Raw genomic sequence first — 23,583 nt, 5'->3', positions numbered from 1 at the left:
GCCCCGGTTTGCCCGGCGCGACCACGGCCCCCTAGTGTTAGGTTTACCTAACCTAATGGAGGGGGAGTCGTGACGGAGCGGCAGCAGCGTCCGAAGAGGACCGTGCACACCGGCCGGGTCGAGCGCGTGGAGCGCCTGACCCCGCACATGGTCCGGGTGGTCCTGGGCGGCGAGGGGTTGTCCGACTTCGCCACGGACGGCTCGACCGACAGCTACGTGAAGCTGCTGTTCCCGCCCACGGCGCACGACGACCCCGAGGACTTCGACCTCGACGCGGTCCGCGCCGAGCGGCCCCGTTCGGAGTGGCCGGCCACCCGCACCTTCACCGTGCGTTCCTGGGACGCGGGTGAGCTGACCATCGACTTCGTGTACCACGGCGAGGTCGGCCTGGCCGGGGTCTGGGCCGCGGCGGCCCGGCCCGGTGACCGGCTGCGCCTCCTCGGCCCCGGCGGCGGTTTCGCGCCGGACGCCGAGGCCGACTGGCACCTGTTGGCCGGAGACGAGAGCGCGCTGCCCGCCATCGCCGCGAGTGTCGAGGCCCTTCCCGAGGGCCGCCCGGCGCACGTGTTCGTCGAGGTCGACGGCGCGGCCGAGGAGCAGCACCTCACCGATCGCCCGGACGTCCACGTGACCTGGCTGCACCGCGACGGCGGCGTCCCGGGGTCCCTGCTGGTCCCGGCCGTGCGTTCGCTGGAGTTCCCGTCCGGCGAGGTGCGGGCCTTCGTGCACGGTGAGGCCAACTTCGTCCGCGACCTGCGCCGCCTGCTGCGCGTCGAGCTCGCCCTGCCCAAGGAGCACCTGTCGGTCTCCGGGTACTGGCGGCTGGGCCGCGACGAGGACGGCTGGCAGGCCTCCAAGCCGGAGTGGAACCGGAGCGTGGAGGCCGAGGAGGCCGCCGCCCTCGCCTCCTGACTCACAGGTCCAGGGCGTCCAGCGCGATCAGGTAGCCCTCGTTGAAGGTCGGGAACTGGGGCACGGAGTCGCGCAGGTCGGTGATCGGCAGACCCAGGCGGATCGCCAGGGCCGCGGTGTGGATCCACTCCGAGGCCTGCGCCCCGAAGGCCCAGGCCCCCACCAGCACCCCTCGGTCGCGGTCGGCCACCAGCCCCAGCGTTCCGCGCGGGTCGGTCTCCATGGTCCACGGGCGGGCCAGCACCGAGGTCAGGTCGGTCTCGGAGGTGGCCGTGTCCAGACCCTGCTCCCGGGCCTGCTCCGAGGTCAGCCCCACGGCGGCGATCTCCGGGTAGGAGAACACCACCCGGGGGACCCCGGTGTAGTCGGCCGTCTGGTCGCCGCCGAGGATGTTCGCGCTGACCACCCTCCCCTGGTACTTGGCCACGTGGGTGAACATCGCCCGGGCGGTGACGTCCCCGACGGCCCACAGGCCGGGGGCGACCCGGCAGTGGTCGTCCACCGGCAGGGCCCCGCGGTCCGGTTCGACTCCGAGCTCGGCCAGGCCGAGCCGGTCACCCCGTGGCACCCGCCCGGTGGCCAGGACCATCACGTCGGCGCGGACGCGTTCACCGCCGGACAGCACGGCGAGGACACCGTCACCGTCCCTGGTCACCGAGTTCACCTGGCTGCTCAGGTGGACGGTGGTCCCGTCCCGGTCGAACTGGTCGCTGATCAGCTCGCACAGCCGGGGCTCCTCGCGGTCCAGCAGCCGGGGCCCGCGCTGGACGACGGTGACCCGGGTGCCCGCGCGCGCCAGGAACTGGCCCAGCTCGACGCCGACCGCGCTCCCCCCGACCACCAGCGCGGTCCGGGGGATCTCCGTGAGCGTGGTGGCCTCACGGTTGGTCCACAGCACGTCCGGGCCCAGCTCCTCCAGTCCCTCGATCGGTGGGACCAGCACGCTGGCGCCCGTGGCGACCACCACGTGGTCGGCGGTGTACTCGGTGGTGCCGACCGCCACCCGCCACGGGTCACGGCCCACCACCCGCGCGTCGCCGCGCAGGACCAGGGCACCGCGTTCCCGGTAGCCCTCGGCCTGTCGGGAGTCGTCCAGGTGCCGGATCATCTGGTCCCGGTAGGCGCGCAGCGCGGGCCACTCCAGGGCGGCCTCACCGACCCCGGCGGCCCCGGCGGCCTCGGCGCGCACCTCGGGCGCACGCAGCAGGGTCTTGGTGGGGACACAGGCCCAGTAGGCGCACTCACCGCCGACGAGGTCGCGTTCGACCACCGCCACCCGCCGCCCGGCGGTCAGCAGACGGTCCGCGACCGTCTCACCGCCCGGCCCCATGCCGATCACGATCGCGTCCAGGTGTTCCATGTGCCTCGCTCCGCCCGTGGTCCGGTGGTTCACCCCCGATGGTGTCCGGCGTCGGCGGGACACCGGGGAACCGACACGCGTGACGGTTCCCCGGCTGGCGCCGTCTCACGCCCGGTCGCACCGCCGGATCCGCGAGGTCCCCTCCTTGGCCAGGTCACGCCCGCGCGGCGAACGCGCGGCCGGGCTCCGTCCGCGGGTGTGGAGAAGCCGCGACCCGCTGACCGGGCCCGGGGGCCGACACGGGCGACCGTGTCGGCCCCCGGTCGTCCGGGGCGTGATGGAATGGCCGGTCAGTGGACCCCTCCACACTCGTCGCTGCGCACAAGGGACCCCCCACGGCCATGTCCACGCTCGATCTGCTCCTCCTCCTGGACCTCCTCGGCATCCTGGCGTTCTCGCTGGACGGGGCACTGACCGCCATCCGCACCGCGCGGGTGGACCTCGTCGGTGTCATGGTGCTGGGGATGGTGACCGCCCTGGGCGGCGGCATCCTCCGCGACGTCCTGCTGGGCCAGACCCCGGCCACCTTCCAGGACTGGCGGTACCTGGCCACGGCGCTGGCCGGGGGGACCCTGGCGTTCTTCCTCAGCCGTCAGCTCACCCACCTGACCCGGCCCATCCTGGTGTTCGACGCCGCCGGGCTCAGCCTGTTCGCCGTGATCGGGGCGACCAAGGCGCTGGAGTTCGGCTTCGGGCCGCTCCAGGCGGTGCTGCTGGGCGTCATCACGGGTGTGGGCGGCGGCACCATCAGGGACGTGCTGCTCAGCCGGGTGCCGACGGTGCTCAGCGCCAACTCGCACCTGTACGCCATACCCGCGATGATCGGGGCGCTGTTCGTGGTGGTCGTGGACCTGACCGGCTTCGGTCCGGGTTGGATCGCGGTGATCGGCTCGCTGCTGTGCTTCACCCTGCGCGTCCTGGCCCTGCGCTACCGCTGGAACGCCCCGAACCCGCCCGGGGCACCGCCCCTGTAGGGGTTCCGGTCAGGGTTCGACGGTGATCTGCCACAGGTGGCCGTCCGGATCGGCACACGTTCCCGAGTAGCCCCAGGGCTGCCGCTCGGCCGCGCCGACCACCTCTCCCCCGGCCTCCCGGACCCGTCCCAGGAGCTCGTCGACGGCCGCCTCGGTGGAGAACGTCCTGGTCAGCAGGCACTCGCTGGTGCCGGGCGGAGCGAGTCGGCGGGTCTCACCCAGGACCCAGGCGAGTCCGTCGGCGGGAACGAGCGTCAGCACGGCGTGGTCGTTGACCCGCAGCCGCAGCGGTTCGGGCACCCCGTCCTCGGCGGGCTCGCCCAGGGCCTCGAACCCGAAGGCGTCCCGGTAGAAGACCATCGCGCGCCACCGGTCGGCGATGGGGAGGGCGATCTCGAAGGGTGCCTCGGTCATGGTGGTCCTCTCGTCGGGGCTCGGCGCCGTGGGACACGGCGCTCCGTTCGTCCGTACCGACCCCCGGAGTCGGCGGAACTCATCGGTCCCGGACCCTCCGAACGGATCGGCGCCGGTTCAGGTCCGGAGGCTGCGGGCCGCGGTGCGGCGCAGGGTGGCGACCATGTCGGGGACCGGCTCCGGCGGTCGGAGCCGGTGCACGGTGTAGATCTCCCTGGCCAGCCGGGTGCCGCGCAGGGGTCGGCTGACCCACCCCCCGCCGTGTGCGGCGTCGAGGATGCTCTGGGGGATGAGGGCGATCCCCACCCCGGCGGTGATGAGCGCCAGGGCGACCTCGTAGTCGCGCGTCTCGTAGGCGACGCTCAGGCGCACCCCGGCGGCCGCGGCGGCGGTGTCCAGGCTGATCCGGTTGTGGATGCCGGGGGCGCCGCAGATCCACTCCTCGTCGGCCAGGTCCACCAAGGAGAGTTCGGTGTCGCTGATGGAATGGCCGGTGGGCGCCACCACCAGGAGCGGGTCCACCAGGAGGCGTTCGCGGTGCAGGCCGCCAGCGCGGGGCAGCGGCACCCCCGGGTAGCGGTGGGTGATGAGCAGGTCGAGATCGCCGGAGGTGACCAGGCCGAGGCCGCCGGGCGGTTCGATGTCGGACAGCGACAGCCGCACATGGGGGTGTTCGTGGCCGAAGGCGGCGAGCGCCCCGGGGAGCAGGACCTTGCCCGCGCTGGCGAAGGCACCCAGGGACAGGCGGTCGGCGCGGTCTCCCGCGAAGGCGCGGACGGCGGACTCGGCGTCGCGGAGTTCGCCCAGGACCCGTTCGCCGTGTTCGAGCAGGACCTCCCCGGCCCTGGTCAGGGTCGCCCCGGTGCGGCCGCGTTCCACCAGGCGGCAGCCGACCTCGCGTTCCAGTTTGGTGAGCTGCTGGGACAGGGCGGGCGGGGTGAAGGAGAGGCGGTCGGCGGCGGCCGCGATCGACCCGGCGTGCGCGATCTCCACGAGCACGCGCAGACGGTTGGCGTCGAGCACACGATCACCCCCTCCTGGCACGACACGGTCCTTTAGGACAAAGCATGACACAAAGTTCTTCTTAACATTCTTTAGCAGACCCAACTTTAAGTTAATGGTCAGTAGCGGCAGAGTGGGACCATGAGCACCACGACCGCGCCCGCCGTGCCCACGGCCACCGACGTCCGCGCCGCAGCCGAGCGCATCGCACCGTACGCCCGCCGGACCCCGGTCCTGCGTGCCGAGATCGACGGGCGACCCCTCACCCTGAAGCTGGAGCACCTCCAGCGCACGGGCGCGTTCAAGCTCCGCGGCGCCCTCAACGCCCTGCTCGGCGGCGAGCCCACCGACCGGGTGATCACCGCCTCCGGGGGCAACCACGGCCTCGGCGTGGCCACCGCCGCGGGCATGCTGGGGGTGCACGCCACGGTGTACGTGCCCGAGACGGTGCCCGAGGCCAAGGCCGCTCCCCTGGCGGCCACCGGCGCGGAGATCGTCCGGGTCGGTGAGGAGTTCGCGGTGGCGGCCGAGGCGGCGCTGGCCCGCGCGGAGTCCGAGGGCGTCCGCTACCTGCACGCCTACGACGACGCGCTGGTGGTCGCGGGCCAGGGCACCCTCGGCCTGGAGATCGCCGCCGACGCGCCCGAGTGCGACTCGATCGTGGTCGCGGTGGGCGGTGGCGGTCTGGTCGCCGGGGTACGCCTGGGCGCCGAGGGGCGTCAGGTGGTCGGAGTCGAGCCCGAGGGCTGCCGGAGCCTGGGCGCCGCGCTGGAGGCCGGTCACCCGGTCCGCACCCCGGTGGACTCGGTCGCCTCGTCCGCGCTGGGCGCGTCCACCTTCGGCCGGGTGCCCTTCGAGGTCCTGCGCGCGAACCCGGTGACGACGGTGCTGGTCAGCGACGCCGAGATCATCAGCGCGCAGACCCGACTGTGGCAGGAGTTCCGCATCGCCGCCGAGCCCGCCGCCGCCGTTCCCTTCGCCGCCTGGCTGGCCGGGCGCGTGCCGGGCGACAACCCGTGCCTGGTGGTGTGCGGGGCCAACGCCGACTGGCGCCCGCACAGCTGACCTCCCCCGCTCCGACGGGCCCGACCTCCCTGTTTCCGCCGGTACGTGACGTGCGGCACTCTGTGTGCGGCAGGTCATCATTACCGGTGAGTCACCCTTACATTGAGGTCGGCTCCGTCCGACAACACAAGGGAGAACACGTGCTCTACGGTGCGTTGCGGCATACCGCGGCGGTCCTCGCCCGGACCCTGTGCCGACCGACCATCGAGGGCCGTGAGAACGTCCCCGCCACGGGTGCGGTCCTGCTCGCCAGCAACCACCTGTCGTTCGTGGACAGCGTCGTCATCCCCCTGTCGGTCACCCAGCGCCCCGTGCGGTTCCTCGCCAAGTCGGACTACTTCGAGGGCACCGGGATCAGGGGGCGCGTCACCAAGACGGTGTTCGGGTCCCTGGGCGCCATGCCGGTCCAGCGCGGCAACGCCCGCGACGCCATGGTGTCGCTGGAGATGATGCTGGACCGCCTGAACGAGGGTGAGGCCTGCGTGGTCTACCCCGAGGGCACCCGTTCCCGTGACGGCCGCCTGTACCGGGGCCGCACCGGCGTCGCCCACCTGGCCCTGGAGTCCAAGGCGCCCATCGTGCCGGTCGCGGTCTCGGGCACCCAGCAGGTGCAGCCCATCGGCGCCAGCATGCCGCGCCCCCGACCCTTCACCGTGCGCTTCGGCGAGCCGATGGACTTCTCGACCGGCTTCGACGGCATGGCCCCCGGCAAGGCCCGCAGGGTGATCACCGACGAGGTCATGGACGCCATCCACGCGCTGTCCGGCCAGGAGCGGGCCGACGAGTACAACAGCTTCGGCGGCGACGAGTAGGACGGGCGCGTGCGGGGTGGGCCCCGTGCGGGACCCGCCCGCATCCACGTCGGCGGACTCAGCCGCGTCGCGGCTCCTCGTCGCGCTCGGCTCCGCGCGGGTGGGGGCCCGGACCCAGGAGACCGACGGCCAGGGCGGCCCAAGCCAGGGCCGCGGCGCCCCACAGCAGCCAGGTGACGCCCGCGAGCTCCACCACCCCGCCGCCGACCAGCGCGCCCAGGGCGATCGAGGCGGTGAAGGCGCCCACGTAGAGTCCGGTGACGTGCTCGACGCGGTCCGGTGCGGCACGGGTCATCCAGATCTGCCCGGCCACCGACACCCCTCCGTAGGCCACGCCCCACAGGGCGATCCCGGCACCGGCGGCCAGGGGGACCGTGCCGAGCAGGGCCAGCACGGCGACGGCGGTGCCGACACCGGCCGCCAGCCCCAGGACGGTGGCCCTGGTGCGGTGGGCGGCCACCGCCCCGGCGGCGAAGTTCCCCACCAGGCCGAACACCCCGTACACCAGCAGGAGCAGGGCGATGGCCGAGGGATCCAGACCGGCGCGTTCCTCCAGGACCGGACGTACGTAGGTGTAGGCGGCGAAGTGCGCGGTGACCAGCAGGACCACGACGCCCAGCCCGACCAGGACCGGTGGGGTGAACAGGGTCGGCGCGGGGCCCGCCGCGGGGTGCGCGGCGGTGGGACGGGGCAGGCGGGGCAGGAACAGCGGCAGGGCGACCGCCAGGACCACGGCGGCCATCGCCAGGGCGGCGAAGGCGGCCCGCCAGCCGAGGGCGTTCCCGATCACGGTGCCCAGCGGCACTCCGACCACCGAGGCGGCGGCGACCCCGCTGACCGCGAAGGACACCGCCAGCGCCGCCCTCGCCGGGGTGACGAGGCGGATCGCCACCGCCGCCGCCAGCCCCCAGACAGCGCCCATACCGACCCCGAGGATCACGCGGGCCGCGACGAGCACGGCGAAGCCCGGGGCGAGGGTGGTCAGGACGTTGCCGAGGGCGAGCACCACCATGGCGGCGGCCAGCACCGCGCGCCGGTCGAGGGCGCCGAGCAGGCGCGGGACCAGCGCGGCGGTGACGGCCGCGACCAGACCGGTGACGGTGAGGCTGGATCCGGCCGCCCCGGCCGTGATGCCCAGTCCCTCCGCCATGGGAGTCAGGACGCCGACCGGCAGCATCTCGGAGGTGACGACCACGAAGGTGCTCAGGGACAGCACGGCGACCGCCGTCCACTGCCGGAGCGCGGTGCGGCCCGCCCCGGGCGGTTCGGCGGGTGTACGGGTGGGGGTCGTCGGGGACGACGCGGTGGGACTCATGGATCCAGCCAAGCGGCCGCGAGGGCGGCGAACAACAGCGATCCGCTCAGCGATCGTTGAGCTAGGCTCAACGATATGGCGAGCACGAGCGCACCCGTGGACGGCGCGTTGAACCAGGTCCACGTCCAGCAGATCGAGTGCCTGATCGTGCTGGCGGAGGAGCTGCACTTCGGCCGCACCGCCGAACGGTTGGGGTTCTCCCCCAGCCGGGCCAGTCAACTCGTCTCCGCGCTCGAACGCCGCGTCGGGGCGCGCCTGGTGGAGCGCACCAGCAGGCGGGTGTCGCTCACCCGGTTCGGATCGCAGTTCGTGGAGGAGGTGCGGCCCGCCTACGAGAACCTGGCCGCCACGTTCCTGCGCGCCCGCGACAGGGCGATGCGCGGATCGTTGCGGGAGCTGCGGATCGGCTTCAACGGGAGTGTCCACGTGCAGGTGGCCGAGGCGTTCCGGCTGCTGCGGGGCGAGCACGGGGTGACGGTCGCGCTGAGCGAGATCCCCCTGGGGTCCCCGTTCTCGGACGTGGTGGCGGGCCGACTGGACGCGGCTCTGGTGGAACTCCCCGTCCACGAGGGTGAACTGACCGTGGGCTTCCGGTTCCCACCGCAGGACCGCCTCCTGGCGGTGTCCGCCGACCATCCGCTGGCGGACGGGGGTCGGCTGCACGTGGAGGAGCTAACCCGGTTCGACCTGCTGCGCCCGGCCGGTGAGGCACCGGACTACTGGATGGCGGCGCGGGTGCCGCCCACCACCCCGGCGGGCGCGCCCCTCCGTTCCGGGACGAGCGTGCACACCATGCAGGAGGGGCTGGCCCTGGTGGCCGCCGGGGCGCACGCCATGCTGGTGTGTCGCCCCCTGGCCGAGGAGATCACCCGGGCCGACCTGCGGTGCCTGGCGGTGGAGGGGCTGACCGAGCCGTCCCAGCTGGGCCTGGTCTGGCGCACCGACCGCGCCACCCCGCAACTGACCGCCCTGGCGGACCTCCTGGCCGGGGTCTACGGAAGCTAGGGTTCCGTGGTTCAAGTCATCGCAAAACACCAGCTCACGGCTTGATAGGCAAGTGATGACTTGCCTATAGTGGTCGGGTGTCCGACGAACTGTTCAAGGCCCTGGCCGACCCGACCCGCCGCGTCATCCTGGACGAGCTCCGCGAACGGTCCGGGCAGACCCTGTTCGAACTCTGCGCCCGGCTGGCGACCAGGCACCAGCTCGGCATCTCGCGCCAGGCGGTCTCCCAGCACCTCGCGGTCCTGGAGAAGGCGGGCCTGGTCGAGAGCAGGCGCGAGGGACGCTACAAGTTCCACGACATGAACCCGGAGCCGCTCGGACACATCGTCGAGCGGTGGCTGGGACCGAACCCGCGGGAGAGCGACTCATGAGAATCCACATCAACAGCGTCTTCGTCGACAGCCAGGTCAAGGCCCTGGACTTCTACACGAACGTGTTGGGCTTCGTGAAGAAGCACGACGTGCCCATCGGTGAGCCCGAGGGTGAGAACCGCTGGCTGACCGTGGTCTCCCCGGAGGACCCGGAGGGGGCCGAGCTGCTGCTGGAGCCCTCGGGGCACCTCGCCGTGGCCCCCTACCGCGCGGCGCTGAACGACGACGGCATCCCGGCGACCCAGTTCCAGGTGGACGACGTCCACGCCGAGTACGAGCGGCTGCGCGCCCTCGGGGTCACCTTCACCCAGGCCCCGCTGACCATGGGCCCGGTCACCACCGCCGTGCTGGACGACACCTGCGGCAACCTCATCCAGATCGTCACCCCCGTCTAGTCCCGGGCGGATCGCTCAGTGGTGGGCGCCGTGGTCCGCCTCGTCCGGGGTCGGGCCGGTCATCTCCTGCACGGGGACGTCCAGTGCGATCTCGGTTCCGCTGGCGAAGCCCAGGGTGACGGCCACGGAGTCACCGACGGCGAGGGGTTCGGGGATGTCGTTGACCATGACGTGGTAGCCGCCGTCGACGAAGGTGGTGGTGCCACCCGCGGGGACGGGGATCTCGTCGAGGGTCGTCATGACGGCCGCGCCCGACTCCGTGGTCTCGGTGGTGCACAGCTCGGCCTCGGGCGACGCGTCGGTGCGCACCTCGACCACGGCGTCGGCGGCGGAGGCGTCGGTGTTGGTGATCGCGAGGTAGACCACGCCCACCTCGGGGTTGGCCGGTTCGGGGATCCAGGCGTCCTCGACGATGATCGCGTCGGCCTCGGCGCCGCCCCGTGCGGGGGTCTCCACGGCGGCCTCCTGGACGGGGGCGTCGGACGAACAGCCCGTGGCGAGCAGGGCCAGGGCCAGCAGTGTCGCGGTCGCGGTGTGTGTCTTCATGTTCGTGTCCTGTGGGTCGGTCGGCCCGGTCACCAGAGGGTGTGGGCCGGATGGGGATCGAGCGCGGGGGGCACCGCGAAGACGGCGCTCCCCTCATGGCGGACGAAGGTGTTGAGGGCGTCGCCGCCCCGGTCGAGCTCCCGCTGCACGGCGGTGAATCCGGCGCGGGGGTCGGCCTGCCAGGCGGTGAACAGCAGCCCGGCCTCGCGGTGGCCGTCCTTCCAGCCGAGGTCGTAGTTGAACCCGCGCCGCAGCATGCGGGCGCCGAGGGTGCGTTCCGGGCTGGCCAGGCGGATGTGGGCGTCGTCGGGGACCATGGGCCCTCCGTCGGCGTCCCTGGCCGCGAGGTCGGGGAGGTCGTCCTCACGGTCCCCGCCCAACGGCGCGCCGTCCGACAGACGGCGGCCGATCACCCGTTCCCGGTCCTCGGGCGCCAGGTCGAACCAGTCGTCCAGCAGCATGCGGATGCGCCGCACCACCACGTAGGTGCCGCCGTCCATCCAGGCCGTGCCGGGCTCGGGGTGCGCGGCCAGGACCTGCGGGCCGAACCGTGCGTCCGCTGGTGCGGGGTTGACCGTGCCGTCGACCTGTCCCATGAGGTTGCGCGGGGTGGCCGAGGCGTCCTCGGCCGTGGCGGCGGCGCGCTGGAACCCGGGCAGGGACCAGCGCACGCTGGCCTGTTCCCGGACCAGGCCGAGCAGGTGCTCCACGGCGGCGCTGACCACGAGGGGGTCCTCGGCGCCCACGTGGAGCATCAGGTCGCCCCCGCACAGCGCGGGGTCGAGCCGGTCCGCGGCGAAGTCCGGCAGGTCCTCCAGGGGCTCGGGGCGACGGTCGCCCAGACCGGCCCGGTCCAGGAGGGCGCCGCCCAGGCCGAGGGTGATCCCCAGGGAGGCCGGGTGCAGTCCCTCGGTGGGCGCACCGGGCGCGAGCGCGGCCAGTCCGCTCTCGTGGAGTTCCCGGGCCCGCTCGCCCCAGACGGCCAGGACCTCGCGGGCCCGGGCGGAGACCTCCGCCGGTTCGTCCGCCCGCAGGTCCACCGCGACCACGTGGACGTGGGCCGGGGTGGGCGTGAGCAGCGCGGGCGGACGCCCCTCCTCGGGGCCGCTCCGGGACAGCGTCAGGTCCCGGGCGGGGTCCTCCCCTCCGAGCACGCGCGCCGCCCCCGTGCCCAGCAGTCCCCCGGTGGTCAGGCCCACCGCCCCGGCGGCTCCCACCCCCGCGAACAGGCCGCGCCGGGAGACCCCGGTCCCGGAGCTCACAGCAGTTCCGACCGCAGCACCGGCAGGAGCGGGGCGATGTCGTCGGCGCCCACGCCCTCGTCGAACATGCCCGCGGCCTCACCGTCGGGGGTGAGCACCAGGATGCGGCCGCCGTGCGAGACCAGGTACTCGCCCTCGGTGACCTCGGGCGCCTCGATCGGGACGCCGTAGTCCAGGGCGGCCTGGACGGTGTCGTCCACGTCCCCGCGCACACCCTGGAAGTCCGGGTCGAACCGGTCCAGCCAGGAGCGCAGCTGTTCGTCGGTGTCCCGCTCGGGGTCGCTGCTCACCATCACCACGTCGAACCCGTCCGCGTCCTCTCCGGCCTGGTCCAGGGCGAGGTTGATCTCGGCCATGGTCATGGGGCACACGTCCGGACAGCTCGTGTAGCCGAAGAACAGCAGGGTGAGCCGGTCGTCGGCCACGTCGGTGAACCCCCAGGGCTCTCCGTCGACGGTGGCGAGCTCGATCTCCGAGGCGGCCATGGGCTGGTCGGAGAGGTCGAGGTAGTGCTCGGCCTCGGCCAGGTCGGGCCCCCCGCAGGCGGTGACGGCCAGCAGCGCGGCGGCGGCGACAGCCAGGGAGCGGATCGGATGTCTCATCGGGTGCTTCCTCACGGGACGGTGCTTCCAGGGGTGACTCGGGGGGTGCGCGGGCGGGGCGTTCACGCCGCCTCCCGCACCAGGCGGGCGAGGTCGCGGCGGCACCGGGCCACACGCGAGCGGACCGTGCCGATCGGGACACCGGTCAGCGCGGCGGCCTCGGCGTAGGGCACGCGGTGGACCTGGGTGAGGACGAAGGCGGTACGCCGGTCCTCGGGCAGGTCCTCCAGAAGGGAGGTCAGGGCCAGGTACTCGTCGAACCGCCCCGGCTCCGCCGCACCGGGGCCGAGCGCGCGCTCCCAGTCCTCGACCGGTTCCGTACGCGGTGAGCGCGCACGGCTGCGGTAGCGGTCGGCGACGGTGTGGCGGGCCACGGACAGCAGCCAGGCCCGTACCGGGGACCGTCCCGCGTACCCGGGCAGGCCGCGCATGGCGCGGTGGAAGGTCTCCTGGGTGAGGTCCTCGACCCACGAGGGTTCGACCCGGCGGGCGATGTAGCGGGCCACGTCGGCTCGGGTCAGGGTGAACAGGGCATCCATCGCCCCGGGGACGCCGGCCCCGGCGCGCTGGGCCAGTCGGGCCAGGTCGGACTGTGTGTGGGCCACACCGGACCCATCACTCCATGTCATGCGGATCGTGCTTTCTGTCACCGCCCGCGCGGCCGCCCCGCCACCTGCGGGCGGTGGGGGACCACGGGGTGTCCTGGGCAGGCGGTGCCGACGGGGCGGCACCACGGGGACACGGGAGGGCGGCCTGACGACGCGGGGGATGCCCCGGTGCGGAGAGGACTCCGGTCAGGCGGCCGGGACGGGCGGTGGGCCGCGCAGCACACGCGAGTGGCGCAGATAGGGCGGCCGCGTGCGGGAGTGCTGGTCGGTGGCGGCGAACCGGGCGGAGACCGCGGCCCGGGCCGTCGGGACGGCGCCGACCACCAGCAGGAGGGGGATCAGCGAGAGCGCCATGAACCGCAGGAAGGCGAACAGGGCGTTCTCACCGAGGTGCAACCACCACGCGCTGACCAGCGCCATCGCCACGTGCATCGAGATCATCGCCCACGCGGGCACCGGGTCCTGGGCCAGCACCGCGCCGGTGTGGTCCGTGTGAGGGGCGCCCTGGGCGTAGGAGAAGGTCACGTGCAGGGCGAGCTGGCCCCACAGCATCCACGCGGTGAGCATCCCGGGGCCGTACCTGCGGCCCGCCAGCGCCCACGCGACGGCGAAGACCACGGCGACGCCCAGCAGGAGGCCGACCAGGGGGACGTCGTGCCCCGAGCTCACGGAGTGGCCGATCGCGGACAGGCTCGCGCACACCAGGGTGAACACCCCGGCGCGCAGCGGTCGGCACTGTTCGCTCTCGGTCATGGTGTTCACATCGTCGCACCCCCCGCCGCGTGTCCGCCACGGGGGTATCGCGGGGACCCGCCGCCGCGCTCCGTTATGCTCGCTAGCGTCCCCGGTGTGAGAACAGAGGTCGCCCGTGTCCGTCTCCCCGCTCGCCCTGCTGCACGAGTGGAACGCCCGTACCGACGGTGCTCCGCTACGCGAGTTCCTGCTGGTGGGGACGGTGATGGATCTCTCCGCCCTGGAGGACGGCCTGGTCCCCGTCGCCCAGGGCCTGGGCGCGGCCGTCACCGTGCTCGGCACCGCGTCCGAGGAGGCCTCCGTGGGGCGCCCGGACCGCACGTACGCGCTGATCGACCGCTCCGTCCCGGACCTGGCCCTGCTGCTGGGTGACGAACACGTCGTGGCCGCCTTCGGCTCCGGTTCCCCCACCGCCGAGGACCGGGTCTGGACGGTGGTGCGCGGCGGCCCCGACGGGGTCCCGTGGGCGCTCGCGGAACTGGGCGCGTGGCTCTCCTCCTGCGCGACCGGGATCACGCTGCCCGCGTCCCTGGCCGAGCGGCTGTCCTCCCTGGCCGACCGGTTGGAGGACCTCCTGCTGACCAACCCGACGGAGTCGGCCGCCCGGGTGGTGCACAACCTGGACGCGCCGCTCCTCGCCCACCTGCCCGAGGGACCGGTCAGCGAACTCACCCTGCACGCTCCCCTGCGCGGGTACGACGCTCCGGCGCTGGCCGCCCTCACCCGGCGGCTGTCCCCCGCCCACGTGCGCCTGGGCGTCCCCGGATCGTGGCCGGAACAGGACCGCGAGGACGCCGCCCGAGCCCTGGCCGAGGCGGGGGTGGAGGCCTCCGTACACCCCGTCGCGGCGGGGTTCCCCGAGCACGGCGGTCTCGTCGAGTGGCAGCGGGGCGACCAGCGTTCCGCCCTGACCTGCGGCGCGAACCTTGCGGCGCTCACCGGCGCCGCCGCCACCGGGGCGGGCCTGGAACTGGGCCTGATCCTCCCTGCCGCCCCCTCCCCCGAACCGGCCGAGGCGGCCCCTCCCGAGGGCGACGACCGCCTCGCCCGGGTGGCCGCCGAGCTGGAGGCCTCGGGGTGGAGTCTGGAGTACGACTCCGGCACACACCGGGTCCGCGGCGCGTTCACCAACCCCGTCCCGGTCGCCGCGCAGGTGGTCGAACTGCTGGAGGGGCACGCGGACCCCGTCATCGTGCACGCCGAGGGCCCCAAGGGCTGGGCGCTGATCGTGTGGAAGCGGCCCACACTCCTGCTGGCCTCCGCTCCCCGGGGCAGCGCCTGGCGGCTGTACCGGGTGGACCCGCCCGCCACCCCGGCCTCCCGGCTGGGCGGCGGTGAGGGCCTGTCCCGCGTCGGCCTGTCACGGACCAGCGCCCCTCTGCACAGGGTTCCGCACCGGGACGTGATCGCCTTCCTGGAGTCCCTGGGCACGGACCACATCTCCCTGCTGGAGTCCGTCGGCCACCTCACCAGGCCGCTCTGACCGACCGTCCGGCCCGGGTCCGTTCCGCTGGGAAGGGATTTGGGGTCATCCGAGAAGGAACCTCCGGAATCGTCGCCCCGATGGGCCGCATCCCCACTGTGGCGTCGGTCCTGGCCCACCGGTCGCCCCGTTCGACGCTGTGACGGTGCTCGAAGCTGGTGGGAACGGGCGCTAGGCTCTGGGCTCATGCGGATTCTCGTGTTGGGCGGTACCTCGTTCGTCGGCCGGGCGATCGTCGACGACGCGCTGCGGCGCGGACACGAGGTCACGCTCTTCAACCGGGGACGGACCGCGCGGGGTCTCTTCCCCCGGGCCGGGCTCCTGGTGGGGGACCGCGAGGAGGGCGACCACTCCGCCCTCGCCGAGGGCTCCTGGGACACGGTCGTCGACGTCAGCGGGTTCGTGCCCAGGCACGTGCGGCAGTCCCATGAGGCGCTGGGCGACCGTGTGGGCCGGTACCTGTTCGTGTCCAGCAACGCCGTCTACGCTCCCGGCTCCGGCCCCGGAGCGGACGAGTCGGCGCCCCTCCACGCTCCCGAGTGGGACACCGAGGAGGTCGGCCGGGACACCTACGGTCCGCTCAAGGTCGCCTGCGAGCGGGAACTGCACTCCCGGTACGGCGGGCGCGCCACCGTGGTGCGGCCCGGGATGCTCGCCGGACCGCACGACAACGTCAACCAGTTCACGTACTGGGTGCGCCGGGCCGCGCGCGGCGGCAAGGTCGTCCTGCCCGCGGACCCCGGGCAGCCGGTGCAACTCCTCGACGTGCGGGACCTGGCCCGACTCGTCGTGTTGTTGGCTGAGGACGACCGCGGGGGCGTGTTCAACGCCATGGGACCGGCCGAACCGCTCACCCTGATGGAGATGCTGCGCACCTGCGCCCGCGCGGCCGGGAGCGAGGTCGAACCGGTCCTGGTGCCGCCGGAGACGATCAAGGCCCGCTTCCCGCTGGTACGGCCCGACCCGGTGTGGGAACAGACCTTCCAGCGTGACTTCGGCCGAGCGCGGGAGGCCGGGCTGCCCTCGACCCCGCTGGCCACCACCGCCGCCGACGTGCTGGCCTGGGACCGTGAACGGGGCGAGCCGCCGCTGGGCGTGGGCCCCTCGGAGGAGGTCGAACGCATCCTGCTCTCCTACGTGCAGGGCGCCTGACCGGAGTCAGCGCCTACCCCCGACGCGCCTCGCGATCGCGGTGGCCGGTTGTGGCCACCGGCCGGAGGCTCCGGAGCCGGGTCCGGAGCCGGGACAGTCCCGCGCGCACCGCGCCGAGCGGGACGCGCGACGGCGCGGACACGGGCTCGGGGTCGCCCACGGGGCCGCGAGCAGCGCGGTCGACCTCCGCCACGCGCTCGCGCAGTCGGTCCCTGACCTGCTCGGGGGTGTAGGCGCGGCGCTCCCGTTCGGCCCGCGCGATCGCCACTCCGGTGGCCGCCACACCCACGAAGGCGGCCACTCCCAAGGCCTTCCACCACTTCATGCTCATAGGCTAGTGCCTGTGGCAGAGACGAGCATGGACCTGGACACGGCGGTCGATCTGACCAGAACCGGTGACGTGTGGGTGTTCCGGGGCACGAGCGTGCCGGACCGGGCCATCCAGCTCACCACCAACAGCCCGGTCAACCACGTCGGCATGGCCGTCGTGGTGGACGACCTACCCCCGTTGATGTGGCACGCGGAGCTGGGCAGGTCCCTGGTGGACATGTGGACCGGCACCCACCAGCGCGGCGTCCAGTTGCACGACCTGCGTGACGCCGTCCTGGTGTGGGGGCACCGCTACGGTCAGCGGGCCTGGCTGCGCCAGCTGGACCCGCTGGCCGACCGCGCGATGGAGGACGCCGCGCTGCGGATGGTCGCCCGGCTCGACGGCACCCCCTTCCCCTCGACCGCCCAACTGGCCGGGCGGTGGGCGCTGGGCCGGATGCCGTTCCGGGGCAGGGCTCGCGAACGCCGGTTGGAGACCGCCTACTGCGCGGAGGTCATGGCGCTGACCTACGAGGAGATGGGGCTGCTGGCCCCGGGCAGGCGGCCCGGCTACTACGATCCGGGGCGGTTCTGGAGCGGGGACTCCCTGGAGCTGGAGGGCGGCTTCGCCCTGGGCGACGAGATCCGGGTGGACCTGCCGGAATAGTCGTCCGACCCGTGTATCCGACCGGTGGGATGGGCACGCACCTGGTCAGGTCGCATCCGCATCGGAGGACACATGACGGAGCACTCTCTTGACGGCGCGGAGGTCGCCGAGTCGGACCTGGTGGTGCGCAGGGGCACGTTCCGCTGTGTGGCCTTCCGGGACCCGGTCGACGGCCAGGAGCACATGGCCCTGGTCCTGGGCGCGCTGGGTGACGGCGAGGAGGTCCTGGTCCGGGTGCACTCCGAGTGCGTCACCGGGGACGTGTTCGGCGCGCTGCGCTGCGAGTGCGGCGACCAGCTCGACGCCGCCCTGGGCACGATCCTGACCGAGGGCCGCGGCGTACTGGTGTACCTGCGCGGCCACGAGGGGCGCGGGATCGGGCTCGTGAACAAGGTCCGCACCCAGGTGCTCCAGGACGAGCGCGGGCTGGACACCGTGGACTCCGCGACGCACCTGGGCCTGCCGGTGGACGTGCGCGACTACGGCCCTGCGGCGCGGGTGCTGCGGTACCGGGGCGTGCGTTCGGTGCGGCTGCTCTCCAACAACCCGGACAAGGTGCTGGCGCTGGAGGGCTACGGGGTCAAGGTGGCCGCCCGGGTTCCTCTGCTGGTGCCCCCGCACGAGAACAACTCCCGCTACCTGGTCGCCAAACGGGACCGCCTGGGCCACGACCTGCCGCACCTGAACGGCGACCCGGGGCTGGCGGGTGGCTGACCCGGCCTCCTGGCTCGGTATCCGGGGCTGGGTCGCCGCGCCGCTGTACGCCGTGCTGGTGACGCTGGCGCTGGTGGTGGCGATCCGCCGCTACGAGCGGTGGCCGCTGGGCCCGGCCGATCTGGTGACCCTGGTGCGCGTCGTTCTGATCGGCGTGGTGACGGCGCTGGTCGCCGAGGGTGGCCCCGCCGGGCCGTTGGTGGCGGTGGCGGCCGTGGCCCTGGTCCTGGACTGGGTGGACGGGCTGGTGGCCCGCGGTACGCGCACGGAGTCGGACTTCGGCGCCCGGTTCGACATGGAGGCCGACGCGTTCCTGATCCTGGCCCTGAGTGTGTACGTCTCCGGGGTGCTGGGACCCTGGGTCCTGGCGATCGGCGCGATGCGGTACCTCTTCTGGGTCGCCGCCCGCGCGGCACCGTGGCTCAGGGGCCCGTTGCCGCCGAGCGTGGCGCGCAAGGCCGTGGCCGCCGCCCAGGGGATCGTGTTGACGGTGGCCGCCTCGGGGGTCCTCCCCCTGCCGGTGGGTGACGTGGTGGTGGGACTGGCGCTGGTCGCCCTGCTGTGGTCGTTCGGACGTGACGTGGTGGGACTGTGGCGGGCGCGTGCCCTCGGGCCCGGTCCCGTGGAGAGGAAGAGGTGAGGGATGGCGAGGACGGCTCGGGCGTTCTGGGTGCGCTCCCCCGGCGTGGGTGAGGTCCGGGAGGTGGAGCTGCCCGAACCAGGCCCCGGTGAGGTGGTGGTGCGCGCCCTGAACTCGGGGATCAGCCGGGGCACGGAGACCCTGGTGTTCGGCGGCGGGGTGCCGCCCAACCAGTACGGGGTGATGCGCGCCCCCTTCCAGGAGGGCGACTTCCCCGGCCCGCTGAAGTACGGGTACCTGAACGTGGGCGTGGTCGAGGAGGGCCCCGGAGAGCTGGTGGGGCGGACGGTGTTCAGCCTGTTCCCGCACCAGACCCGGTTCGTGGTGCCCGCTTCGGCGGTGTCGGTGGTCCCCGAGGGCGTTCCTGCCTCCCGCGCGGTCCTGGCCGGCACGGTGGAGACCGCGATCAACGCCCTGTGGGACGCCGCCCCGATGGTGGGCGACCGGGTGACGGTGGTGGGCGCGGGCATGGTGGGCTGCTGCGTGGCGCGCCTGCTGTCCCAGATACCGGGGGCGCGGGTCCAGCTGGTGGACGTGGATCCCGGGCGCGCCGCGATCGCCGACCGCCTCGGGGTGGACTTCGCCCCTCCCGAGCGGGCCGAGGGCGACCGCGACCTGGTCTTCCACACCAGCGCCACCGAGGCGGGGCTGGTCTCCTCGCTGCGGCTGCTGCACGTGGAGGGCGAGGTCGTGGAGCTCAGCTGGTACGGGGACCGGCGGGTGATCCTGCCGCTGGGCGAGGACTTCCACTCCCACCGGCTGACGGTGCGTGCCAGCCAGGTCGGCATGATCTCCCCGGCCCGCCGTTCGCGCTACGACCACGCCGAGCGCCTCGCACTGGCGCTGCGCCTGCTGGAGGACCCCGCCTTCGACGCCCTGCTCACCGGGGAGAGCCCGTTCGAGGAGCTGCCCTCGGTCCTGCCGAGGCTGGCCAGCGGCGAGCTGTCGGCCCTGTGCCATCGCGTCGTGTACGAGACCTGACCGCACCGACCGCACCCGACACCCTGGGAGTCCGCATGTTCAGTGTCACCGTCCGGGACCACCTGATGGTCGCGCACAGCTTCCGGGGGGAGGTCTTCGGCCCCGCCCAGGCCCTGCACGGGGCGACGTTCGTGGTGGACGCCACCCTGCGCCGACCGGAGCTGGACCCCGACGGCATCGTGGTGGACATCGGCGCGGCCACCCGGGAGCTGGGCGCGGTGGTGGCCGAACTCAACTACCGCAACCTGGACGAGGTCCCCGAGTTCGCGGGGGTGAACACCTCCACCGAGTTCCTGGCCCGGGTGGTCGCGGACCGGCTGGCCGGGCGGGTCGCGGCCGGGGCCCTGGGACCGCACGCCGACGGTCTGGCCTCGATCGCGGTGACCCTGCACGAGTCCCACGTGGCCTGGGCCTCCTACGAACGCGAGCTGTGACCGGGGCCGTGCGGACACCGACGCTGTTCGTCGTTCCGGAGGCGTCGGTGCCCAGCGGCGGGCACACCTACGACCGGCGGATCGCGGACGCGCTGGGCGGGCTGGACACACCGAGCGGTCCCGCCGGGCCGCTGCGGCCGGTGCGGACGGTGGCGGTTCCCGGCTCGTGGCCGCGTCCGGGGCGGGTCGGGACCGAGGCGCTCTCCTCGGTGCTGGCCGGTGCGCCCGACGGCGCCTCCGTGCTGGTGGACGGTCTGGTGGCCTGCGGAGTCCCCGAGGTGGTCGTGCCGCACGCGCGGCGGCTCCGGCTCCACGTGCTGGTGCACCTGCCGCTGGCCGACGAGTCGGGGCTGTCGGAAGCGGAGGCCCGGGACCTGGACGACCGTGAACGGACCGTGCTGCGGTGCGGGGTGTCGGTGGTGGCGACCAGCGCGTGGGCGGCGCGGCGGCTGGCCGGGCACCACGGTCTGACGGAGGCGGGCGTACCCGTGGCCGCGGTGCGGCCGGGGGTGGACGCGGCGCCGCTGGCGCGCGGGAGCGGCTTCGAGGAGGAGGCGGGCCGGGTGCCCCGGCTGGTGTGCGTGGCCTCCCTGACCCCGCGCAAGGGCCACGACCTGCTGCTGGGCGCCCTCCGTGGCCTGGTCGGGCTGCCGTGGGAGTGCGTGTGCGCGGGGCCGGGCGCCCCTCCCCCGCTCGCGGACGCGTTGGCGGGCCGGGTGCGGTTCACCGGACCGCTGGTCGGCGCGGAGCTGGAGGGTGTGTACGACTCCGCCGACCTGGTGGTGCTGGCCTCCCGCGCGGAGACCTACGGGATGGTCGTGACCGAGGCCCTGGCCCGGGGGGTTCCCGTGGTGGCGTCCGAGGTGGGTGGGGTCCCCGAGGCGTTGGGCCGGGCCTCCGACGGGCGCGTGCCCGGGTTGCTGGTGCCCCCCGGTGACGCGGCGGCGCTGGAGCGGGCGCTGCGGGACTGGCTGACCGACCCGGGACTGCGGGAGACGCTGCGCGGGGCGGCGCGGCGGCGCCGCGAGGAGCTGGACGGATGGTCCGGGGCGGCCCGCGAGATGGCGCGCGCGCTCGGCATCTGAGCGCTCCGTGAACGGCCCGGTCGCATGTGACGGGGTTCTCCGAGGCGCGCATGTCCCGGCACCGAGGCCGGTGGTATCGTGCATAGGGTGCAAAAATTCTTAGTATGCATTTTTGCCGCCTCAGCAGACCTCCTCCACCTGCGCGCCTTCACCCGTTTCTCTCTTCACCAGAGGCCAGCCTTGAGTACTCCTCAGTCCCAGGGCACCGCACGTACACCGATCATGCGCACCCTGAGCGGGCTGCTGATCGTCCTCGGCGTGACGATGCTCAGCGGCACGATCGTCTCGGTCGCCCTGCCCCAGATCCTCGGATCCCTCCAAGGAACCCAGTCCCAGTACACCTGGGTGGTGACCGCGACGCTGCTGGCGTCCACGGCCTCCACCCCCGTCTGGGGCAAGCTCGCCGACCTCTTCCCGAAGAAGCGGCTGCTCCAGATCTCGATCGTGCTGTTCATCGTGGCCTCGCTGCTCAGCGGGTTCGCCCAGAACACCGAACAGCTCATCGCCTTCCGCGCCCTCCAGGGACTCGGCATGGGCGCCTCCCAGGTCCTGGTCCAGGCCACCATCGCCGCCCTGGTCAGCCCCAAGGAACGCGGCCGCTTCAACGGGATCATCGGCGCCATCATGGCCGTGGCCACCGTCGGGGGCCCGCTGATCGGCGGGGCGCTCACGGACGCCTCCTGGCTGGGCTGGCGCTGGTGCTTCTTCATCGGCGTGCCGTTCATGCTGGTCGCGCTGGTGGTGCTCACCCGCACGCTGCACCTCGTCGAGGAGCACCGCACCGACGTGCGCGTGGACTACGTCGGCGCCACACTCATCGCCGCCGGTGTCAGCACCATCCTGCTGTGGGTGACCTTCGTCGGCGGCAGCTTCGCGTGGATCTCCTGGCAGACCGGCGCCATGGTCACCGGAGGCCTCGCGCTGCTGGCCGTGGCCGTGTGGGTGGAGAACCGGGTCGCCGAGCCGGTCATCCCGCTGCACCTGGTGCTTCGCCGCGAACCCCTGATCGCGATCGTCGCCAGCGTCGCGGTCGGCATGGCGATGTTCGGCGGGGCGGTCTTCCTCGGCCAGTACTTCCAGCTGGCCCGGGGCTACTCACCGACCGCCGCCGGTCTGCTCACCACCCCGCTGATGCTCGGCATGATGCTCTCCTCCACCGTGTCCGGGTGGCTGGTCTCCCGCTCCGGCCGGGTCAAGGCCTACGTCGTCACCGGTCTGGTGTTCCTCTCCCTCGGATTCCTGCTGCTGTCCACCATCGACGCGACCACCTCCCTGTACGTGGTGTCCCTGGGCATGCTGGGGGTCGGTGTGGGCGTGGGCATGTCCATGCAGAACCTCGTGCTGGTCGTGCAGAACTCGGTCCCGCTGCGCGAGCTCGGGGCGGCCAGCGGAGCGATCACGTTCTTCCGGTCGCTCGGCGGCACCATCGGCGTGTCCGTGCTCGGGGCGATCCTCGCCAACCGGGTGAGCACGAACGTCACCGACGGCCTGGCGGCCTCGGGTGTGGAGGTCCCCCCGGGGGGCGCCGACGGCACCACCCTGGACCTGGCGGGTATGCCGCCGTTCCTCCGCGAGATCGTCGAGGGAGCCTACGGCTCCTCCACCGGCGACATCTTCCTGGTCGCCACCGGTATCGCCGTGGTCGGCCTGGTCGTGGCGCTCTTCCTCCCCCGGGTTCAGCTGCGGGACACCGTGGACATGAAGCGGCCCGACGAGGAGGCGCGGCCCGGGCCCGAGGAACCGGCGGCGCTGTCCTCCTGAACCGCGAAGCCCTGGGGCACAGGGCTTCGCGGCTTGCGCCCGGGCGGATCGGGGAAGGAGACTGCGGGGGTGGTTCCCCCGAGCCCCCCGAGACCCACAGGAACGCGAGGCACCATGCCGGACACCCCGATCGACAGCACCGTCGCCCACACCGCGCGCGTGTGGAACTACTGGTTGGGCGGGAAGGACAACTACCCCGTCGACCGCGAGGTCGGTGACCGCGTCCGGGCCCTGTTCCCCGCGGTCGCGGAGGCGGCGCAGGGAGACCGGCTCTTCCTGCGCCGCGCCGTCGGCCACCTGGTCGAGGAGGAGGGCCTCACCCAGTTCCTCGACATCGGCACCGGGCTGCCCACCGCCGACAACACCCACGAGGTGGCCCAGGCGCTCGACCCCTCGGCCCGGGTGGTCTACGTGGACAACGACCCCCTCGTCCTGGCCCACGCCCGCGCGCTCCTCGTGGGCACCGACGCGGGCAGGACCCAGTACGTGGACCAGGACCTGCGCGATGTGGAGAAGGTCCTGGAGGCGGCCGGACGGACACTGGACCTGGAGCGGCCCGTCGGGCTGACCCTGATGGGCACCATGGGCCACTTCGAGATCGAGGAGGCGGTCCGTCTCGTGCGCGCCTACGTCGACCGTCTGGCCCCGGGCAGCTTCTTCGCGGTGTGCGACGGCGTGCTGGCCCACATGGAGGTCGAGGACACCGAGCGCGCCGCCGAGGGCATGCGCGTCTGGGAGCGGCACGTCGCCCAGAAGTACCACATGCGCACCGTGGAGGAGTTCCACAGCTTCTTCGACGGCTACGAGCTCGTGGAGCCGGGCGTGGTCCCGGTGTTCCACTGGCGCCCCGGACCCACCGAGGTGGGCACCGTCCGCCCCGTCCCCCAGTACGCGGGTCTGGCCCGGAAGGTCTGACCGGTCCGGGTCCGACCGAGGGCACCCGGGAGACAGATCCGGGCAA

General features: G+C 73.4%; 27 protein-coding genes. 17 read left to right on the top strand and 10 right to left on the bottom strand.

What is annotated here, in order from left to right:
- The first annotated feature begins 69 nt into the window (after positions 1–69).
- Positions 70–912, top strand: coding sequence for a siderophore-interacting protein (locus AC0VYM_RS15340; RefSeq protein ID WP_475452625.1), 843 nt, complete (start codon positions 70–72; stop codon positions 910–912).
- 1 nt (position 913) lies between these two features.
- On the opposite strand, the gene AC0VYM_RS15335 is transcribed toward AC0VYM_RS15340, so the two are convergent.
- Complete coding sequence (locus tag AC0VYM_RS15335) at positions 914–2,272, bottom strand: dihydrolipoyl dehydrogenase family protein (RefSeq protein WP_475452623.1); 1,359 nt, start codon at positions 2,270–2,272, stop codon at positions 914–916.
- 341 nt (positions 2,273–2,613) lie between these two features.
- Here AC0VYM_RS15335 and AC0VYM_RS15330 point away from each other — a divergent pair, with 341 nt between their 5' ends.
- Positions 2,614–3,246, top strand: a complete 633-nt coding sequence (locus AC0VYM_RS15330; RefSeq protein WP_475452621.1) for a trimeric intracellular cation channel family protein — start codon at positions 2,614–2,616, stop codon at positions 3,244–3,246.
- 9 nt (positions 3,247–3,255) lie between these two features.
- On the opposite strand, the gene AC0VYM_RS15325 is transcribed toward AC0VYM_RS15330, so the two are convergent.
- Both AC0VYM_RS15325 and AC0VYM_RS15320 read right to left on the bottom strand, forming a co-directional pair.
- Positions 3,256–3,660, bottom strand: coding sequence for a VOC family protein (locus AC0VYM_RS15325; protein ID WP_475452619.1), 405 nt, complete (start codon positions 3,658–3,660; stop codon positions 3,256–3,258).
- Between the two features lie 117 nt (positions 3,661–3,777).
- Entirely contained in the window at positions 3,778–4,683 is a 906-nt protein-coding gene (locus AC0VYM_RS15320) for a LysR family transcriptional regulator (protein WP_475452617.1), read from the bottom strand.
- Positions 4,684–4,803: 120 nt separating this feature from the next.
- On the opposite strand from AC0VYM_RS15320, the gene AC0VYM_RS15315 reads away from it, so the two are divergent.
- Positions 4,804–5,727 carry a serine/threonine dehydratase gene (locus AC0VYM_RS15315; RefSeq protein WP_475452615.1) on the top strand — a complete coding sequence of 308 codons (924 nt, stop codon included), beginning with the start codon at positions 4,804–4,806 and terminating at the stop codon, positions 5,725–5,727.
- Positions 5,728–5,867: 140 nt separating this feature from the next.
- Complete coding sequence (locus AC0VYM_RS15310; protein WP_475452613.1) at positions 5,868–6,539, top strand: lysophospholipid acyltransferase family protein; 672 nt, start codon at positions 5,868–5,870, stop codon at positions 6,537–6,539.
- Positions 6,540–6,597: 58 nt separating this feature from the next.
- Here the strand turns inward: AC0VYM_RS15310 and AC0VYM_RS15305 are convergent, their stop codons facing one another.
- On the bottom strand, positions 6,598–7,854 hold the full coding sequence (locus AC0VYM_RS15305) for an MFS transporter (protein ID WP_475452611.1): 1,257 nt from the start codon (positions 7,852–7,854) through the stop codon (positions 6,598–6,600).
- A gap of 75 nt (positions 7,855–7,929) precedes the next feature.
- Here AC0VYM_RS15305 and AC0VYM_RS15300 point away from each other — a divergent pair, with 75 nt between their 5' ends.
- From AC0VYM_RS15300 to AC0VYM_RS15290, 3 genes are all read left to right on the top strand, one after another.
- Positions 7,930–8,859, top strand: a complete 930-nt coding sequence (locus AC0VYM_RS15300; protein ID WP_475452609.1) for a LysR family transcriptional regulator — start codon at positions 7,930–7,932, stop codon at positions 8,857–8,859.
- A 77-nt stretch (positions 8,860–8,936) separates the two neighbouring features.
- Complete coding sequence (locus AC0VYM_RS15295; protein ID WP_475452607.1) at positions 8,937–9,230, top strand: ArsR/SmtB family transcription factor; 294 nt, start codon at positions 8,937–8,939, stop codon at positions 9,228–9,230.
- Entirely contained in the window at positions 9,227–9,625 is a 399-nt protein-coding gene (locus AC0VYM_RS15290; RefSeq protein ID WP_475452605.1) for a VOC family protein, read from the top strand. The genes AC0VYM_RS15295 and AC0VYM_RS15290 overlap by 4 nt, the downstream gene beginning before the upstream one ends.
- 15 nt (positions 9,626–9,640) lie before the next feature.
- On the opposite strand, the gene AC0VYM_RS15285 is transcribed toward AC0VYM_RS15290, so the two are convergent.
- The 5 genes from AC0VYM_RS15285 to AC0VYM_RS15265 all read right to left on the bottom strand — a co-directional run bounded on the left by AC0VYM_RS15285 (position 9,641) and on the right by AC0VYM_RS15265 (position 13,396).
- Positions 9,641–10,171: a copper chaperone PCu(A)C gene (locus AC0VYM_RS15285; RefSeq protein WP_475452603.1), complete on the bottom strand. Its 531-nt coding sequence runs from the start codon at positions 10,169–10,171 to the stop codon at positions 9,641–9,643.
- A 29-nt stretch (positions 10,172–10,200) separates the two neighbouring features.
- Positions 10,201–11,433 (bottom strand): Dyp-type peroxidase, encoded by a 1,233-nt coding sequence (locus AC0VYM_RS15280; protein WP_475452601.1) that lies wholly within the window; start codon positions 11,431–11,433, stop codon positions 10,201–10,203.
- Positions 11,430–12,035, bottom strand: a complete 606-nt coding sequence (locus AC0VYM_RS15275) for an SCO family protein (RefSeq protein ID WP_475452599.1) — start codon at positions 12,033–12,035, stop codon at positions 11,430–11,432. The genes AC0VYM_RS15280 and AC0VYM_RS15275 overlap by 4 nt, the downstream gene beginning before the upstream one ends.
- Before the next feature lie 62 nt (positions 12,036–12,097).
- Positions 12,098–12,664: an RNA polymerase sigma factor gene (locus AC0VYM_RS15270; RefSeq protein WP_475452597.1), complete on the bottom strand. Its 567-nt coding sequence runs from the start codon at positions 12,662–12,664 to the stop codon at positions 12,098–12,100.
- A 165-nt stretch (positions 12,665–12,829) separates the two neighbouring features.
- On the bottom strand, positions 12,830–13,396 hold the full coding sequence (locus tag AC0VYM_RS15265) for a hypothetical protein (protein WP_475452595.1): 567 nt from the start codon (positions 13,394–13,396) through the stop codon (positions 12,830–12,832).
- A 115-nt stretch (positions 13,397–13,511) separates the two neighbouring features.
- Here AC0VYM_RS15265 and AC0VYM_RS15260 point away from each other — a divergent pair, with 115 nt between their 5' ends.
- Positions 13,512–14,879 carry a hypothetical protein gene (locus tag AC0VYM_RS15260; RefSeq protein WP_475452593.1) on the top strand — a complete coding sequence of 456 codons (1,368 nt, stop codon included), beginning with the start codon at positions 13,512–13,514 and terminating at the stop codon, positions 14,877–14,879.
- A 186-nt stretch (positions 14,880–15,065) separates the two neighbouring features.
- Positions 15,066–16,031 carry an SDR family oxidoreductase gene (locus tag AC0VYM_RS15255; protein ID WP_475452591.1) on the top strand — a complete coding sequence of 322 codons (966 nt, stop codon included), beginning with the start codon at positions 15,066–15,068 and terminating at the stop codon, positions 16,029–16,031.
- Positions 16,032–16,044: 13 nt separating this feature from the next.
- On the opposite strand, the gene AC0VYM_RS15250 is transcribed toward AC0VYM_RS15255, so the two are convergent.
- Positions 16,045–16,332: a hypothetical protein gene (locus tag AC0VYM_RS15250; RefSeq protein WP_475463051.1), complete on the bottom strand. Its 288-nt coding sequence runs from the start codon at positions 16,330–16,332 to the stop codon at positions 16,045–16,047.
- 57 nt (positions 16,333–16,389) lie between these two features.
- On the opposite strand from AC0VYM_RS15250, the gene AC0VYM_RS15245 reads away from it, so the two are divergent.
- From AC0VYM_RS15245 to AC0VYM_RS15210, 8 genes are all read left to right on the top strand, one after another.
- A complete protein-coding gene (locus AC0VYM_RS15245) occupies positions 16,390–17,007 on the top strand; it encodes a hypothetical protein (RefSeq protein ID WP_475463050.1) in 618 nt (205 codons plus the stop codon).
- Between the two features lie 72 nt (positions 17,008–17,079).
- Positions 17,080–17,721 carry a GTP cyclohydrolase II gene (locus AC0VYM_RS15240; protein ID WP_475452589.1) on the top strand — a complete coding sequence of 214 codons (642 nt, stop codon included), beginning with the start codon at positions 17,080–17,082 and terminating at the stop codon, positions 17,719–17,721.
- Positions 17,714–18,361: a CDP-alcohol phosphatidyltransferase family protein gene (locus tag AC0VYM_RS15235; RefSeq protein ID WP_475452587.1), complete on the top strand. Its 648-nt coding sequence runs from the start codon at positions 17,714–17,716 to the stop codon at positions 18,359–18,361. The genes AC0VYM_RS15240 and AC0VYM_RS15235 overlap by 8 nt, the downstream gene beginning before the upstream one ends.
- 3 nt (positions 18,362–18,364) lie before the next feature.
- Entirely contained in the window at positions 18,365–19,342 is a 978-nt protein-coding gene (locus tag AC0VYM_RS15230; protein WP_475452585.1) for a zinc-dependent alcohol dehydrogenase, read from the top strand.
- A 35-nt stretch (positions 19,343–19,377) separates the two neighbouring features.
- Positions 19,378–19,776, top strand: coding sequence for a 6-pyruvoyl trahydropterin synthase family protein (locus tag AC0VYM_RS15225; protein ID WP_475452583.1), 399 nt, complete (start codon positions 19,378–19,380; stop codon positions 19,774–19,776).
- 8 nt (positions 19,777–19,784) lie between these two features.
- Positions 19,785–20,861 carry a glycosyltransferase family 4 protein gene (locus AC0VYM_RS15220; protein ID WP_475452581.1) on the top strand — a complete coding sequence of 359 codons (1,077 nt, stop codon included), beginning with the start codon at positions 19,785–19,787 and terminating at the stop codon, positions 20,859–20,861.
- 222 nt (positions 20,862–21,083) lie between these two features.
- Positions 21,084–22,622 (top strand): MFS transporter, encoded by a 1,539-nt coding sequence (locus tag AC0VYM_RS15215; RefSeq protein ID WP_475463049.1) that lies wholly within the window; start codon positions 21,084–21,086, stop codon positions 22,620–22,622.
- Positions 22,623–22,736: 114 nt separating this feature from the next.
- The gene (locus AC0VYM_RS15210; protein WP_475452579.1) at positions 22,737–23,537 is read left to right on the top strand and encodes an SAM-dependent methyltransferase; all 801 of its coding nucleotides are present in this window, start codon (positions 22,737–22,739) and stop codon (positions 23,535–23,537) included.
- Positions 23,538–23,583: the final 46 nt, after the last annotated feature.

This window comes from Nocardiopsis sp. iso_237 (genome assembly GCF_056173345.1).
This window is presented reverse-complemented; position numbering and strand designations above follow the sequence as displayed.